Raw genomic sequence first — 15,307 nt, forward strand, 5'->3', positions numbered from 1 at the left:
GGGGCTCAGACCTGCTCGAAGTGGAAGGCCTTGATGAAGCAGTCGCGGGGCTGGGCGACGGCGAAGAGGACGCAGTCCACGAGTGACTGCGCGGTGAGGGCGTCCTGGGCCCCGCGCGGTGTGGTCTCCCACTCCTCGGTGAGCGGGTCGGGGTTGTCGAAGTCGGGCGGGTAGAGGGAGATCACCCGGACTCCCCGCGGCCGCAGGCGCTTGGAGAGGATGTCGACGAATCCCGCCTGGGCGCTCTTGGCCGCGTAGAAGGCGTCGTGCGCGTCCGACCGGTGGTGCCCGGCCGTTCCGCACGCGGAGACCATGGTCAGCACGTCCGGCTTGTCCGAGTCGAGCAGCAGGGGGAGGAAGGCCTTCACGGTCAGCACGGTGCCGGTGGCGCCGGAGGTGATGGTGTCGATGACGTCGGCGTCGGAGGCGGCGAGGAGGTCCGGGCCTTCGAGGTAGCGGGAGCCGTTGTTGATCAGCACGTCGATGTGGCCGGTGTGCCGGCCGACGTCGGCGGCGAAGTCGCGGATCGAGGCGGGGTCCGTCAGATCGCAGGCGAAGGCGTGGACGCGCTGGTGCCCCCGGTCGCGGATCTCGTCCCGGACCCGCTGCGCGGCGGTCAGGGAGCGCGCGGAGAGGTAGACCTCGGCGCCGAGGTCCGCGAGACGGATGGCCAGGGTGCGCCCGAAGTCGCGGCCGGCGGCGGTGATGACCACCCGGTGGTCGTCGAATCTCATGTCAGTGCTCCTGGTCATGCGTTCGGACGTGGCGGGGTGAAGCGGTGTCACATCTTCCTGGAGGGCCGGGGCCGTCCCCTCGCCGGGGGAGATCACGGCCCGTGCAGGGGGATCCGGCCGCGGGTGGCGCCGAGGTGATGGTGTCGGCGTGGACTCGGTGACGGCGTGGCGGGGGTGCGAGGCCCCGCACCGGAAGTCGGACGGGCCGACTTCCGGTGCGTACGCCGTGCCTCAACGTGCGGGCCTCCCCGGTCTCAACCCCCCCTGTCCGAGCGTGAGCGTCGCCTCCGCGACCTCGTCGGCCGCCGCGTCGGTGGCGAGGTCGCGCAGGGTGCAGGCGGGCGCCTCCGGGTCCTTCGTCGTCGACTCCCCGCTGTCGCGCAGGTCCTGGCGCACCACCCGGCGCCCGCCGGCGGCGAGGCGCCGGCACAGCGCGTCGGGCCAGGAGAGCATCGTCGGCCCGCCCGCGAGCAGGACCGGCGGCGCGCCCTCGTCGCCGAACGACCCGACGCCCAGGGCGACCCCGTTGGCGTGGAGGGTGGTCATCGGATCACCGGGACTCGTCCTGCCCGAGGCCGCGGTCGGGCAGGCTCATGTCTCCCGTCCGGGGCGTGCCCTCGGCGAGCCCGTAGCGCAGGTACACGGTGCCCTGCGGGTCGGCCACCGGCGGTTCGAGGAGCGTGAGGTTCGTGGGCACCGCGCCGCCGTCGAAGACCTTCTTCCCGACGCCGAGCACGATCGGGTGCACCCAGAGGTCGAGCCGGTCGAACAGCTTCTCCCGCAGCAGGGTCTGCACCAGGTTCAGGCTGCCGACGACCTTCACGTTCCCGTGCCGGTCGCGGATCTCGCGCACCGCGGCGGCCAGGTCCGGGCCGAGCTGGGTGGACCCGGCCCACGGGAGCGCGGCCGTGCCTCGGGAGGCCACGTACTTGGGGACGCGGTTGAAGAGCTCGGCGATCTCGCCCTCCTTCTGGTGCGGCCAGTAGGAGGCGAAGAGGTCGTAGGTGCGCCGGCCGAGCAGCAGGGCGTCGGTGCCCTCGTACGCGGCGAGGATCTGCGCCCCGGTGGCCTCGTTCAGCAGGGGCGCCTGCCAGCCGCCGAACGGGAACCCCTCCGGGTCTTCGTCGGGGCCGCCGGGCGCCTGCCCGACGAGGTCGAGGGTTGCGAACAGTTCGATCTGGATGAGGCCCATGGCTGTCTCCCGATGAGGTGGTCGTCCGGTGGTTCCGGTCGTTCCGGTTGTTCCGGTCGAGATGTAGACCGGCCGGGGCCGGAAAACTCATCGCCACGCCGTCACCCGGTTTTCCGGACCCGGGCCCGACGCCGCGCACGCGCCCGCGTCCGCGGCCACAGGGGCGTCCGCTACTCCGGACCTCTTCCCGACGTCACTTTCGGCTGTTGGTGCGGCGGGTGGGCTCGGCCGTCGTGGGGTCCTCGGGCCAGGGGTGGCGGGGGTAGCGGCCCCTGAGGTCTGCGCGGACGGCGCGGTAGCCGTCGCGCCAGAAGGACGCCAGGTCTCCGGTGACGGCGGCGGGGCGGCCGGCGGGGGAGAGCAGGTGGATGGTGAGCGGTATGCGGCCGCCGGCCAGGGCGGGAGCCGCTGTCCAGCCGAAGAGTTCCTGCAACTTGACGGCCAGCACCGGGCGTTCGGTGGTGTAGTCGACGCGGATCTTGGAGCCGGACGGGACGGTGATGCGCTCGGGGGCCAACTCGTCCAGGCGGCCGGCCTCGCCGGTGGCCCAGGGGAGGAGGCGTTGCAGGGCCGATGTGGTGTCGATGCGGGCGAGGTCGGTGCGGCGGCGGGCGCGGGAGAGTTCGGGTTCCAGCCACTCTTCGGCGCGGTCGAGAAGTGCCTCGTCGCTGACGTCGGGCCAGGGGTCTCCGATGGCGGTACGGAGGAAGGCGAGGCGCTCGCGGAGGCCGGGGGAGGGCCAGGTCAGGACGGTGCTGATGCCCTCGCGGGTGAGGCCTTCGACCAGAGCCGCGCGGACGAGGGTGGGGTCGGGGCGGTGGAGGGGCTTCTCCGCGAGTTCGACGGCGCCGAGGGAGTCGACCCGGCGGGAGACGACTTCGCCTCGCCGGGTGTCCCAGTGGACCTCCTCGCGGGAGGTGAGGAGGGCCGCGCCCGCGAGGCGGGCGGTGTCCTCGTCCAGCGCCGCAGCGTGCAGGACGCGGGCGGAGTGCGAGCCGGCCGGGCGGTCGGCGACCGCGACGGCGAGCCAGGGCAGGGCGCCGAGCCGGGTGTCCGGGGCGAGTTCGGCAGCCGTCCCGGAGGCCATCAGGTACGGGCTGCGCTCGCCGGGGGCGGGCCGCTCCACCCGGGCGCGGGCGATGCGTTCGGGGAAGGCGAGGGCGACGACCAGGCCGGCGGCGGTGGTGTCGGGGAGCTGGGTGGCGGGCTCGGAGTCGGTGGCGCGGAGGAGGCGGCGGACTTCGTCGCGCCAGCGTCCGGCGTAGGGGTCGCCGGCGGAACGGACGCTGCGCCAGACCGCGTTGAGGTCGTCGCCGAGGGCGCGCGGGGGTTCCTCGGAGAGCAGCGCGACGATCTCGGCGGCCCGGCGCGCACCGACGGCGGGGGCGCCGTCGACGAGGGCGCGGCCCAGGCGGGGGTGCAGCCCCGTCCGAGCGAGGCGGACGCCGCGCGCCGTGGCCCGGCCGTCGGAGGAGACGGCGCCCAGGGCCACAAGGGTCTGCCGGGCAGCCGCCATCGCCCCCGCCGGGGGTGCGTCGGGCAGGGCGAGGCCGGTGGCGTTCGGGTCGCCCCAGCAGGCGGCCTGGAGGGCGAAGGAGGTGAGGTCGGCGAGGGCGATCTCGGGGGTCGGGAAGCGGGCGGCGCGGGCGTCCTCGGCCTCGTGCCAGCAGCGGTAGACGGTGCCCGGCGCCTCGCGCCCGGCGCGGCCCGCGCGCTGGCGGGCGGCGGCGAGCGAGGCGCGGACGGTGACCAGCCCGGCGAGGCCGCGGGCGTGGTCGGTGCGTGGCTCGCGGGCGAGCCCGGCGTCGACGACGATCCGTACGCCGGGGACGGTGAGGGAGGACTCGGCGACGGCGGTGGCGAGGACGACCCGCCGCGCAGCGGACGGCGTGAGGGCGGCGTCCTGGACGGACTGCGGGGCGCGGCCGTGGAGTTGCAGGACTTCGGCGGGAACGCCGTTCAACTGCCCGGCCACGCGGGAGATTTCGCCGACGCCGGGCAGGAAGCAGAGCACGTCCCCGTCCTGCTCGCCCAACGCCCGTCGTACGACGGCCGCGACGTGGTCGAGCAGCGCCCGGTCGACCCGGGTCCCGTGCGCGGGCCGGACGGCGCGCGGCGGTGGTGCCCAGACCACGTCCACCGGGTGGGACACCCCGTGGGCCTCCACCACGGGTGCGCCGCCGAGGAGTTCGGCCCAGGCCGCGGTGTCGGAGGTGGCGGAGGCGCAGACCAGCCGCAGTTCGGGCCGCAGTGCCGCCCGGACGTCGAGGAGGAAGGCGAGGGCGGTGTCGGCGTCCAGGTGCCGTTCGTGGCATTCGTCCAGGACGACGACGTCCACGCCGGGCAACTCCTGGTCGCGCTGCAGCCGTTGCAGCAGCACGCCGGTGGTGACCACCTCGACGACGGTCGAAGGCCCGACCTTGCGGTCCCCGCGCACGGTGTAGCCGACCCGCCCGCCGACGGCCTCGCCGAGCAGCCAGGCCATCCGCCGGGCGGCGGCCCGGACGGCGAGCCGGCGCGGTTCGGCGACCAGCACCCGGCGTACGGGCCGGCCGTCGGAGAGCAGTCCCGCCAGGGCGAGCGGCACCAGCGTGGTCTTGCCGGTACCGGGCGGGGCGGCGAGCACGGCGGTGCCGTGCCCGTCCAGCGCCTCGTGCAGGGCGGGCAGGGCACTGCGGACCGGCAATGAGCGCCACGCGGGGTTCAAGCGATCAGCCCCGCTCGGTGACGAAGATCGCCGTGCCGGGGATCAGCCGCCCGCGCAGCGGGGACCAGCCGCCCCACTCCTGCTCCAGTCCGGCCGGCCACTCGGGCTCGACCAGGTCGACCAGGCGGAAGCCGGCGGCGACGAGTTCGCGGACCCGGTCGCCCAGGGTGCGGTGGTGCTCGACGTAGGTGGCGGCGCCGTTCTCGTCCTGCTCGACGTACGGGGTGCGGTCGAAGTAGGACGAGACCGCGGTGAGGCCCTCGACGCCGGGCTCGTCGGGGAAGGCCCAGCGGATCGGGTGGGTGACCGAGAACACCCAGCGCCCGCCGGGCCGCAGCACCCGGTGCACCTCGCGCATCAGCCGCTCGGTGTCGGCGCTGAACGGGACGGCGCCGTAGGCGGAGCAGGCGAGGTCGAAGGAGGCGTCGGCGAAGGGCAGCACGGCGGCGTCGGCCTGGACGACGGCGACGGGCTCGACGCCCCGGCCGAGGTCGATCCGGCGGGAGTGCTGGAGCTGGCGGTAGGAGATGTCGAGGGCGACGGGGCGGGCGCCGCGGGCGGCGAGCCAGCGGGAGCACTGGGCGGCGCCGGCGCCGATCTCCAGCACGTCCTTGCCCTCGACGGAGCCGAGGAGGCGGGCGTCGGCCTCGTCCAGGCCCTCGGGGCACCAGGTGAAGCGGTCGTCGCCGAGGAACTCGCCGTGCTCGTCCTGGTACTCGTCGGCGTTGCGGTCCCACCAGTGCCGGCTGGCCCGGCTGCTCTCCCCGACGCCGGCCGCGCGGCGCACCGCGTCGTCGCCGGTGTCGTCCTCGATGCCGTCCTCGCCGACGGATGCGTCAAGATCGTGAAGGGAGGACTGGGGGGTGGTGGCCACGGTGACAATGCCCATCGCGTAGGGTATGGAGTCGCGGAAGCGCCGCTGCCGCGAGCCGGCCCTTTCAGGGCCGGGTCCTGGCGGTGGCATCCGGGGAAGGGCCCCTTCGGGCGCCACCGCGAGGTGCGCAATCGGAGGATATGGCCTGATCCGTACCGGGCTCCACCGTCTTGCCTCTTCTGGCGTTGACCGTGCCTGGCCGTCCCCGTATGCTACAAGTTGCGCTGCGGGCCTGCGCGCCTCGGACGGAGCAGGTCGCGCTCGCATCTGTCGAAGACCCCACGGTCGCAAGACGGACGCCGGTTTCTCGTTGTTCAGGGAGCACCGGTGTGCCGTGTTCTTGGCTGTCCGGCTTTCGGTGGGAGCGATACGGGCCCTCCGCGTGGCATTACCTACGACTTTCATGTCCGTACCGGAGCCCTTTTCCTAATGACGAGCCCCACCGACTCCTCCCTCAGCACCACCCCGCAGGTCGCGGTCAACGACATCGGCGACGCGGAGGCCTTCCTCGCCGCCATCGACGAGACCATCAAGTACTTCAACGATGGCGACATCGTCGAGGGCGTCATCGTGAAGGTCGACCGTGACGAGGTCCTCCTCGACATCGGTTACAAGACCGAAGGCGTCATCCCGTCCCGCGAGCTCTCGATCAAGCACGACGTCGACCCGCACGAGGTCGTCGCCGTCGGTGACAACATCGAGGCCCTGGTTCTCCAGAAGGAGGACAAGGAGGGTCGTCTCATCCTGTCCAAGAAGCGTGCTCAGTACGAGCGCGCCTGGGGCACGATCGAGAAGATCAAGGAAGAGGACGGCATCGTCACCGGTACCGTCATCGAGGTCGTCAAGGGTGGTCTCATCCTCGACATCGGCCTCCGTGGCTTCCTCCCGGCCTCGCTCGTCGAGATGCGTCGCGTCCGCGACCTCCAGCCCTACGTGGGCAAGGAGCTCGAGGCCAAGATCATCGAGCTGGACAAGAACCGCAACAACGTGGTCCTGTCCCGCCGTGCCTGGCTGGAGCAGACCCAGAGCGAGGTCCGCCAGACCTTCCTCACCACCCTGCAGAAGGGCCAGGTGCGCTCCGGCGTCGTCTCCTCGATCGTCAACTTCGGTGCCTTCGTGGACCTGGGTGGCGTCGACGGCCTGGTGCACGTCTCCGAGCTGTCCTGGAAGCACATCGACCACCCGTCCGAGGTTGTCGAGGTCGGCCAGGAGGTCACCGTCGAGGTTCTCGACGTTGACATGGACCGCGAGCGCGTCTCCCTGTCGCTGAAGGCGACCCAGGAGGACCCGTGGCAGCAGTTCGCCCGTACCCACCAGATCGGCCAGGTCGTTCCGGGTAAGGTCACCAAGCTGGTTCCGTTCGGTGCGTTCGTCCGCGTGGACGAGGGCATCGAGGGTCTGGTCCACATCTCCGAGCTGGCCGAGCGCCACGTCGAGATCCCGGAGCAGGTCGTCCAGGTCGGCGACGAGATCTTCGTCAAGGTCATCGACATCGACCTCGAGCGTCGCCGCATCAGCCTCTCGCTGAAGCAGGCCAACGAGGCCCTGGGTGCCAACCCGGCCGAGGTCGAGTTCGACCCGACCCTGTACGGCATGGCCGCCTCGTACGACGACCAGGGCAACTACATCTACCCGGAGGGCTTCGACCCCGAGGCGAACGACTGGCTGCCCGGCTTCGAGAAGCAGCGCGAGGAGTGGGAGCGCCAGTACGCCGAGGCGCAGTCCCGCTTCGAGCAGCACCAGGCCCAGGTCATCAAGAGCCGCGAGGCCGACGCCGAGGCCGCTGCGGAGGGTGGCGACGCCGTCGCCGCTGCCGCCGGTGGCTCGTACTCGTCCAGCAGCGACGAGGGCTCGGGCGCCCTGGCCTCCGACGAGGCCCTGGCCGCCCTGCGCGAGAAGCTGGCCGGCGGCCAGAGCTGAGGCTCTCGCCCCCCGCTAGCTGACAGCTAGGGAACGGGCCCCACCCGGATTCGTCCGGGTGGGGCCCGTTTCGTGTTTCCCCCACCTGTTCGCGGGCTGTCCGCAGGCTGTCCGCGGGCCTTCGTTTTCCGGTTTGACTTATGTGTGGTTTATGTGAAGGGAAATGTGAGATGAGGCTCATTACCCTGCTATAGGACGGAGTTCGGGTTGCACCTACATTGAGTGGAACTGCCCGAAAGGCTCCTCATGCGCAACCCCACCTCCGCCGCCCCCACCGCTGTGGTCGGCGGCCGGCTCGCCGCTCTCGGCCGGTTCTGCTTCCGCCACCGCCGCTGGGTGCTCGGCTTCTGGGCCGTCGTCCTGGTGGCCGGGGTGCTGATCGGCGGGCGGGTCTTCGAGGGCTCGGTGGCCGGGGCCTCCTCCGCCACCGCCGAGGCGGACCGGGGCAGCGCCGTGGTCGCCGCGGCCGATCCGGTCAAGGGCACCGTGACCGCGGTGGTGGACGGCAAGCCGGTGGACGACCCGGCGGTGCGCGCCGCCGTCCAGCGGGCCACCGCCGAGATCACCGCCCTGCCCGGGGTCGCCGGCGCGCAGGACGCGTACGGTGCCGGGCCGGGCCCGGCCGCGCTGAGGGCCGCCGACGGGACGGCGGGCCTGGTCAGCGTACGGATGGCCGGCACCGCGACCTCCGCGCAGACCGACGCCGTCACCCACCGGCTCGCCGCGCTGGACGGTGCGGGCGGGGCGCACGTGACCGTCGGCGGGGACCTCGTGCTCCAGCAGGAGGTCAAGAAGCAGACCGAGCAGGACACCCGCTTCGGCGAGATGGTGACCCTGCCGCTGACCCTGGTCGTCATGGTGCTGGTCTTCGGCGGCCTGGCCGCCGCCTCGCTGCCGGTGATCGGGGCCGTCGCCTCGGTGGGTGGAGCGCTGCTGGCCATGTTCGGTTTCAGCCGGATCATGGACATCGACACCAGCGTGCTGCCGATCGCCACCGTGCTGGGGCTGGGGCTGTCGATCGACTACGCGCTGCTGATGGTGAATCGTTTCCGCGAGGAACGGGGCCACGGCGCGGGCATCGCCGCCGCCGTCGAGCGCACGGCTGCGACCGCCGGGCGCACCGTCGCCTTCTCCGGACTGACCGTGGCCGTCGCGCTGTCCGGCCTGTTCGTCTTCACCAGCCCGGTCCTGGGCGCGGTCGCCGCGGCCGGTGTGAGCGTGGTGGTGATCGCGGTCGCGGCAGCCCTCACCCTGATCCCCGCGCTGCTCGGCTTCGCCGGCGGCCGGATCAGGACACCGACCTCGCCCGTCCCGGACGAGGGCTTCTTCAGCCGGACCGTCCGCCGGGTCCGCAAGCGGGCGGTGGCGGTGACGCTCGCCTCGGTGGCGCTGCTGATGGCGGCCGGGGCCCCCTTCCTGCACGCCGAGATGCGCAGCTCCGGCGCCGCCGTACTGCCCGTCTCCTCGGCCGGGCGGCAGGTCGCCGAGACGATCGACCAGCGCTTCCCGCAGGTCGCGTCCGCGCCGATCACAGTGGTGGTCGAGGGCGGGGCGCCGGTGGCGCAGGCGTACGCGGACGAGGTCGTCGCCAAGCTGCCCGGGGTGAGCGGGGTACGGGCGGTGACGCCGGTCGGCGACGCGGTGTCGACGGTGGACGTGCTGGTGCACGGGGACCCGCAGGGCGCCACGGCCAAGCGGGTGGTGGACGAACTGCGGGCCGACCGGGGCGGCCTGAAGACGTACGTCACCGGCGGTGCGGCCTCGGTGGTGGACTTCCAGGACGAGCTGATGTCGCGCGGGCCGTGGGCGCTGGGCCTGGTCGCGGCCGGGACGCTGGTACTGCTGTTCCTGATGACCGGCTCGGTGGTGATGCCGGTCAAGGCGCTGCTGATGAACCTGCTGTCGCTGGGCGCCTCGCTCGGCGCGCTGACCCTGGTGTTCCAGGACGGCTGGTTCAGCGGGCTGCTCGGGTTCAGCCCGACCGGCGGGCTGGAGACCTTCATCCCGGTGCTGGTCTTCGCCTTCGCCTTCGGGCTGTCGATGGACTACGAGGTGTTCCTGCTCTCCCGGATCAAGGAGCTGACCGAGCGCGGGCACGGCTGCGTCCGGGCGGTGGAGCTGGGCGTCCAGCGCAGTGGTCGGATCATCACCTCGGCGGCGCTGCTGATGGTGATCGTCTTCGCGGGCTTCGCGCTCGGGGACATGCTCATGGTCAAGCAGATGGGCATCGCGCTGGCGGTGGCGGTCGCGGTGGACGCCACCCTGGTGCGCTGCCTGCTGGTGCCCGCCGCGATGAGCCTGTTCGGCGAGTTCAACTGGTGGGCGCCGGCTCCGCTGCGGCGGCTGCACCGGCGGTTCGGGCTGAGCGAGCACGTCGACCTGCCGGAGATCGAGCGGCCCGTGACAGCGGTGATCCCGGCGCAGCGGCCGGAGCCGGTCGGGTCGGCTCAGGCCGGGTAGCGCGCTCGGGTCAGCTCAGGCGCTGGAGCAGTTCGACGCTCGCGCGCAGGTGCTCCCGTTCGGCGGTGCTGAGGCGGGACTCGATGGCGGTGGCGATGTGGTGCTCGCGGCGGGCGCGCTGTTCCAGCAGGGCGAACCGGCCGGCCTCGGTGGCGGCGATCAGCTGCTTGCGGCCGTCGGTGGGGTGGGGCTGCTGGGCGACCAGGCCGGCCTCGGACATCAGGGCGACGGTGCGGGCCATCGACTGGTGGCGCACCCGGCGGCGGTCGGCGAGTTCGGCGACGGTGTAGGAGCGTTCGTCACGGACCAGCAGGCCGAGCACGGCGGCCTGGTTGGGCGGCAGGTCGTCGTTGTCGCGCAGAGTGCGGACCAGGCTGCCGAGGGCGGCGCGCAGGTCGGCGGCGAGGTCCAGGGTGTCCTGGTGCGGGGCGTTGCTGGTCATGGGAGAAGTCTATCCGGAAGATATGCAGCAAAACTGTACAGTCATGCTGTATGGTTTTGGATATGCGAATCACCAAGTTCGGACACGCCTGCGTACGCGTCGAGCACGACGGAACCACCTTCGTCATCGACCCCGGGGCCTTCACCGACCCCGCCGCCCTGGCCGGGGCCGACGCCGTCCTGATCACCCACGAGCACATGGACCACTTCGAGCAGTCCCGGCTGCGCGCTGCCCTGGACGCCGACCCGGCGCTGCGGGTGTGGACCAACGGCGACGTCGCCGCCCAGCTGGAGGGCGTCGGGCGGCGGGTCACCGCAGTCGGCGAGGGCGACGCCTTCGAGATCGGCGGGATCGGCGTCTCGGTGCACGGCGAGTGGCACGCGGTGATCCACCCCGACATCCCGCAGGTGAAGAACATCGGCTTCCTGCTGGACGGCCGGCTCTTCCACCCCGGCGACGCCTTCACCGTGCCGCCGCACACCGTGGACACCCTGCTGCTGCCGCTCGCCGCGCCCTGGAGCAAGGCCTCCGAGGTGATCGACTACGTCCGGGAGGCGGGCTCGCGCCGGGCCGTCCCGGTGCACGACGCTACGCTCAGCCCGATCGGGCACGCCGTGCAGACCCGGCTGCTCGGGCCGGACGGGCCGGGCACCGGCTCCGAGCTGGTGGTGCTGGGCGAGGGCGAGGGACTGGACCTGGACTGACGGGTCGTGGTGGACGGGCTCGCGCCGACCGGCCCGGGTGGACGGGCTCGCGCCGACCGGCCCGGACTGACGCCCGTGGTGTCGCGCCGGTAGCCTGACGCCATGCTGAAGATCGGACTGACGGGCGGTATCGGCGCGGGCAAGAGCGAGGTGTCCCGGCTGTTCGCCGCGCGCGGCGCGGTGATCGTGGACTCCGACCTGATCGCCCGCGAGGTGGTCGCCCCCGGGACGGACGGCCTGGCGGCCGTGGTCGCCGAGTTCGGCCCGCAGGTGCTGCGGGAGGACGGCACGCTGGACCGCCCGGCCCTCGGGGCGATCGTGTTCGCCGACCCGGAGAAGCTCCGGGCGCTGAACGCGATCGTCCACCCGCTGGTGCGGGCCCGCTCCGCCGAACTGGAGGCGGCGGCCGCGCCGGACGCGGTGGTGGTGCACGACGTGCCGCTGCTCGCCGAGAACGGGCTGGCGCCGCTGTTCGACCTGGTCGTGGTCATCGACGCGGACGACGAGGTGCGGCTGGACCGGCTGGTGCGGCTGCGCGGGATGGCGGCGGAGGAAGCCCGGGCCCGGATGGCCGCGCAGGCCTCGCGGGCGGACCGGCTGGCGATCGCCGACCTGGTGATCGACAACGGCGGGGCGCTGGAGACGCTGGCGGCGCGGGTCGACGAGGTGTGGGCGGAGCTGGTGAAGCGGGCCGCGGCCTGACGCGTGGCTCCAAGCCTGCCGCCTGACGCGTGGCTCCAAGCCCGCAGCCTGACGCATGGCCTGGTTTCAGGCTGCGCGCTTGGCCGGCGGACCTCAGCCGGCGGGCCTCGGGCGGCGCCGAGCGGTAGCCGGGCCCGGACGGCGAAGCCGCCCTCGGGCGTCGGCCCGGCGTGCAGGGTGCCGCCGAGGCCGTCGGCGCGGGTGCGCATGCCGTCCAGGACGGGCACCAGCAGCACCACGGCGGTCGGCACGAGGGTCCGGACCGGTCGGGGCGGGCGCGGCAGTGGGCCGGGCAGTGGTGCGGCGAGGTCGTCGGCCGGCCGGTCGGTGGGCCGGAGCATGAGGGGCGTGCTTCCACAGGCCGACGGATCGGGGGATGACCGTCGGATCATGTGACCGATCCGGTGGCCGGAAGGGGACTTGGAGGCCGGTCGGCGGGGAAGGGAGCATGGAGTGATGAATGATCGTTTTTCCGTTGAACCGCTGACCGTCGAGCGCTTGGAGAGCTACACCCGCGCCGAGCAGGCGCAGATCCTCGGCCCCGGCGAGGACCCGTACGGCGTCGCCTACACCGGGCTGACCTTCCGCTCCAAGGACGTGCACTTCGGCATCCGGGCCGCCGACGGCCGGCTCGTCGCCCACACCGGGCTGCTCCCGATTCCGCTCACCGTCGGCGGCACCGACCTGGAGGCGGCGGGTGTCGGCGGCGTCTGCGTCGCCGCCGACCGGCGCGGCGAAGGCCTGGCGCACGCCGTGGTCGGGACCGCTCTCGACCACGGGCGCGCGCTCGGCCTCCGGTACGCGCTGCTGTTCTGCCGCCCGCCGCTGGCCGCGTTCTACCGGGGGCTCGGGTTCCGCGAGGTGGCCGAGGAGGTGACGGTCGAACAGCCGGAGGGGCGGCTCGCGGTGATGCCGCTGCGCACCATGTGGCGGCCGTTGGCGGAGGGCGCCGGATGGCCGGAGGGGCCGGTGCGGCTGCGCTCGCTGCCGATGTGACGGCCGCTCCCGGGTGACCGTCGGTCAGGCGGTCGCCGGCTCGCCCTGCGCCGCGTGGGCGACGGCGGCCGCGGCCAGGGCGCGGATCATCGGGTGGGCCCGGGTGCCGTCGCCGGACAACTCGGGCTGGAACAGCGAGGCCAGGAAGAACGGGTGCTCCGGCAGCTCCAGGACGCGGACCTGGCCGGACTCGTCCGCGCCGGTGAAGCGCAGTCCGTGGGCGCGCAGCCGGTCCAGGTAGTCGGCGTTGAGGCCGTAGTTGCAGTGGTAGCGCTCCAGGGTGCGGGTGGCGCCGAGGGCGCGCTCGGCCAGGGTGCCGGGGGTGATCACGACGGCGCCCTCGTGGCCGACCAGCGAGCAGGCGAGCGGCACGATCACCTGCTGCTCGCGCTCCGGGTCCTGCTCGCCGTGGACGGTGTCGGCGAGGCCGCAGACGTCGCGGGCGTACTCCAGCACGGCGTGCTGGAACCCGGCGCAGGTGCCGAGGAAGGGGATGCCCCGCTCGCGGGCGGTCCGGATCGCGGCCAGGGCGCCCGCCTCGCTGCGGTACGGGCTGCCGGGCAGCAGCCAGACCGCGTCGAAGCCGTCGAGCGCGCCGGGCGCCCCGGCGTCCTCGGTGGGGATCCAGTAGGCGTCCAGGACGAGCTGGTCGCGTTCGGCGAGGGAGTCGAGCAGGCCGGGGATGCGGGCGTGCGAGCGGACGGCGGGGGAGCGGTCGCCGACCAGGGCGATCCGTGGGGTCAGGTAGGTCATGCGGCTATCCTGACCCCGCACCCGAGATCAGCGCCAACGATGATTTCTTACATCTCGATCAGATCGGTTGATGACCGCCGTGGATCCGCAGCAGCTGCGCACCTTCGTCACCGTCGCCCGGCTCGCCTCCTTCTCCGAGGCGGCCCGGGACCTCGGCTACACCCAGTCCGCGGTCTCCCAGCAGATCGCCGCGCTGGAGGCGGACCTCGGCACCGCGCTGCTGGTCCGCCGCCCGGTCGGGCCGACGGTGGCCGGGCGGCGGTTGCTGGAGCACGCCGCACCGCTGCTGGTCCGGCTGGAGGCGGCGCGCGCCGACGTGGCACGCCTGGCCGGCGCCCCGAGCGCCCGACTGGTGCTCGGCGCCACCCCACTGGCGGTCGGGGCGGCACTGGGGCGCGCGCTCGGCGAAGTGCGCCGGGCGTACCCGCAGGTCGAACCGGTCGTCCGGGTGCTCGCCCAGGACGTCCTGCCCGCCCAGGTCGCCACCGGCGAGGTCGACCTCGCGCTGATCGACGGCCTGGCCGCGCCCAGCGATCCGCTGCCGCTGCCCGAGGTCGGCCCGCTGACCACCGTCGCCGTCGACGAACAGCCCGTCGCCGTCGCCCTGCCCGCCGGACACCCGCTGGCCGGCCGCGCCGGCATCGCCCTCGCCGACCTCTCGGCCGCACGCTGGCTGGACGCCCCCGACCTCACCCCGACCGCCGCCCGGCTGCGCGCCGCCGCCGGCACCGACGGCTTCCGGGCCGCCACCCGCTACCGGGGCACCGACCTGAACGGCCTACTCGCCCTGGTCGCCACCGGGCACGGGCTCACCCTGCTGCCGGAACCGGCGGTGGCCCGGGCCTCCGGCGTCGCCCACGCGCCCATCGCCGCACCGCGGTTGGTGCACCGCACCGAACTCGTCCACGGCAGCCTGCCGGAGGGGCCGGCGGCGCTGCTGGCGCGGCTGCTGGTGGTGTAGGGCGTGTCCGGTCGCCGGTTGCCGAGGGCTCCGCCGTCGCGGGCCGGACGTCTGCGGACCGTACGGATGTGGAGGGGTGGTCACCACTCGTTCACGTCCCGGGCCTGACGGTGGCAGCGCGAACGGTGCTGTCATGGGCACAGTCGCCCGGCGATCGGCCGGGCCGGCCCAGGAGAGCGCCACCATGATGCTCCGTCAGCGTCTCACCGTCGTCGCCGCGGCGGCCACCCTCACCGTCGCCGGGCTCGCCGCCGGCACCGCGCAGGCCGCCGCCCCGGCGACCCACAAGCCGGTCAAGTCCGGCTCGTTCGCGGCGAGTTGTTCGCAGGCCTACCTGCCGCTGCCCGACCCGTCCTGCACCCCCGGCGCGTACAACCCGGCGGTCACCCAGGCCACCATCGGCCAGACCATCTGCGTCTCCGGATGGACCGCCACCGTGCGCCCGCCGACCAGCTACACCAACGCGCTGAAGGCCCAGCAGATCACCCAGTACGGGTACTCGGACACCAACCTCTCGGACTACGAGGAGGACCACTTCGTCCCGCTGGAACTCGGCGGCGCGCCGCGCGACCCGCACAACCTGTGGCCCGAGCCGCGCTACGGCAACGAGCCGGCGCAGAGCAAGGACTCGGTCGAGACCAGACTGAAGAACGCGGTGTGCGGCCACAAGGTGACCCTGGACGCCGCCCGTAGCGCGATCGCCAGCGACTGGACGACGGCGCTCAGCCGCCTGGGGCTGTGAGCAGGTGAGGTGAGCGGCTGAAATGGTGCCGCCAGGCCCGTCCGGTCCCCTGTTCCGGACGGGCCTGGCGGCCGTCTGTGGGTGCGTCAGCCGCGGGTGGTGCGGTCGGTGACGGGTGGT

14 protein-coding genes are annotated in these 15,307 nt (G+C 73.5%); 7 read left to right on the top strand and 7 right to left on the bottom strand.

Features of this window, described 5'->3' with window-relative positions; translation table 11 throughout:
* Positions 1 to 5: 5 nt before the first annotated feature.
* From ACZ3YL_RS27930 to ACZ3YL_RS27950, 5 genes are all read right to left on the bottom strand, one after another.
* On the bottom strand, positions 6 to 734 hold the full coding sequence (locus tag ACZ3YL_RS27930) for an SDR family oxidoreductase (RefSeq protein WP_188308957.1): 729 nt from the start codon (positions 732 to 734) through the stop codon (positions 6 to 8).
* A gap of 231 nt (positions 735 to 965) precedes the next feature.
* Positions 966 to 1,280, bottom strand: a complete 315-nt coding sequence (locus tag ACZ3YL_RS27935) for an alpha/beta fold hydrolase (protein ID WP_223243351.1) — start codon at positions 1,278 to 1,280, stop codon at positions 966 to 968.
* Between the two features lie 4 nt (positions 1,281 to 1,284).
* Positions 1,285 to 1,926, bottom strand: coding sequence for a dihydrofolate reductase family protein (locus ACZ3YL_RS27940; RefSeq protein ID WP_188308958.1), 642 nt, complete (start codon positions 1,924 to 1,926; stop codon positions 1,285 to 1,287).
* 193 nt (positions 1,927 to 2,119) lie between these two features.
* The gene (hrpB, locus tag ACZ3YL_RS27945; protein WP_465660246.1) at positions 2,120 to 4,612 is read right to left on the bottom strand and encodes an ATP-dependent helicase HrpB; all 2,493 of its coding nucleotides are present in this window, start codon (positions 4,610 to 4,612) and stop codon (positions 2,120 to 2,122) included.
* A gap of 25 nt (positions 4,613 to 4,637) precedes the next feature.
* The gene (locus tag ACZ3YL_RS27950) at positions 4,638 to 5,522 is read right to left on the bottom strand and encodes a class I SAM-dependent methyltransferase (RefSeq protein ID WP_188309813.1); all 885 of its coding nucleotides are present in this window, start codon (positions 5,520 to 5,522) and stop codon (positions 4,638 to 4,640) included.
* A 414-nt stretch (positions 5,523 to 5,936) separates the two neighbouring features.
* On the opposite strand from ACZ3YL_RS27950, the gene rpsA reads away from it, so the two are divergent.
* Positions 5,937 to 7,427 carry a 30S ribosomal protein S1 gene (rpsA, locus tag ACZ3YL_RS27955; RefSeq protein ID WP_153460312.1) on the top strand — a complete coding sequence of 497 codons (1,491 nt, stop codon included), beginning with the start codon at positions 5,937 to 5,939 and terminating at the stop codon, positions 7,425 to 7,427.
* A 246-nt stretch (positions 7,428 to 7,673) separates the two neighbouring features.
* Complete coding sequence (locus ACZ3YL_RS27960) at positions 7,674 to 9,887, top strand: MMPL family transporter (RefSeq protein ID WP_188309812.1); 2,214 nt, start codon at positions 7,674 to 7,676, stop codon at positions 9,885 to 9,887.
* Positions 9,888 to 9,897: 10 nt separating this feature from the next.
* Here ACZ3YL_RS27960 and ACZ3YL_RS27965 read toward each other — a convergent pair whose 3' ends face one another.
* Positions 9,898 to 10,329, bottom strand: a complete 432-nt coding sequence (locus tag ACZ3YL_RS27965) for a MarR family winged helix-turn-helix transcriptional regulator (protein WP_188309811.1) — start codon at positions 10,327 to 10,329, stop codon at positions 9,898 to 9,900.
* 62 nt (positions 10,330 to 10,391) lie between these two features.
* Between ACZ3YL_RS27965 and ACZ3YL_RS27970 the strand changes: the two genes are divergently transcribed.
* The 3 genes from ACZ3YL_RS27970 to ACZ3YL_RS27980 all read left to right on the top strand — a co-directional run bounded on the left by ACZ3YL_RS27970 (position 10,392) and on the right by ACZ3YL_RS27980 (position 12,731).
* A complete protein-coding gene (locus ACZ3YL_RS27970; protein ID WP_188309810.1) occupies positions 10,392 to 11,033 on the top strand; it encodes an MBL fold metallo-hydrolase in 642 nt (213 codons plus the stop codon).
* A 102-nt stretch (positions 11,034 to 11,135) separates the two neighbouring features.
* A complete protein-coding gene (gene coaE, locus ACZ3YL_RS27975; protein ID WP_188309809.1) occupies positions 11,136 to 11,735 on the top strand; it encodes a dephospho-CoA kinase in 600 nt (199 codons plus the stop codon).
* 456 nt (positions 11,736 to 12,191) lie between these two features.
* Positions 12,192 to 12,731 carry a GNAT family N-acetyltransferase gene (locus ACZ3YL_RS27980; RefSeq protein ID WP_188309808.1) on the top strand — a complete coding sequence of 180 codons (540 nt, stop codon included), beginning with the start codon at positions 12,192 to 12,194 and terminating at the stop codon, positions 12,729 to 12,731.
* 24 nt (positions 12,732 to 12,755) lie between these two features.
* Here the strand turns inward: ACZ3YL_RS27980 and ACZ3YL_RS27985 are convergent, their stop codons facing one another.
* On the bottom strand, positions 12,756 to 13,484 hold the full coding sequence (locus ACZ3YL_RS27985) for a CTP synthase C-terminal region-related (seleno)protein (protein ID WP_188309807.1): 729 nt from the start codon (positions 13,482 to 13,484) through the stop codon (positions 12,756 to 12,758).
* Positions 13,485 to 13,554: 70 nt separating this feature from the next.
* Between ACZ3YL_RS27985 and ACZ3YL_RS27990 the strand changes: the two genes are divergently transcribed.
* Together ACZ3YL_RS27990 and ACZ3YL_RS27995 are read left to right on the top strand one after the other, a co-directional pair.
* The gene (locus ACZ3YL_RS27990; protein ID WP_223243581.1) at positions 13,555 to 14,445 is read left to right on the top strand and encodes a LysR family transcriptional regulator; all 891 of its coding nucleotides are present in this window, start codon (positions 13,555 to 13,557) and stop codon (positions 14,443 to 14,445) included.
* Between the two features lie 184 nt (positions 14,446 to 14,629).
* On the top strand, positions 14,630 to 15,187 hold the full coding sequence (locus ACZ3YL_RS27995; protein ID WP_223243580.1) for a hypothetical protein: 558 nt from the start codon (positions 14,630 to 14,632) through the stop codon (positions 15,185 to 15,187).
* Positions 15,188 to 15,307 lie beyond the last annotated feature (120 nt).

The sequence above is a fragment of the Kitasatospora sp. NPDC023176 genome (genome assembly GCF_055560495.1).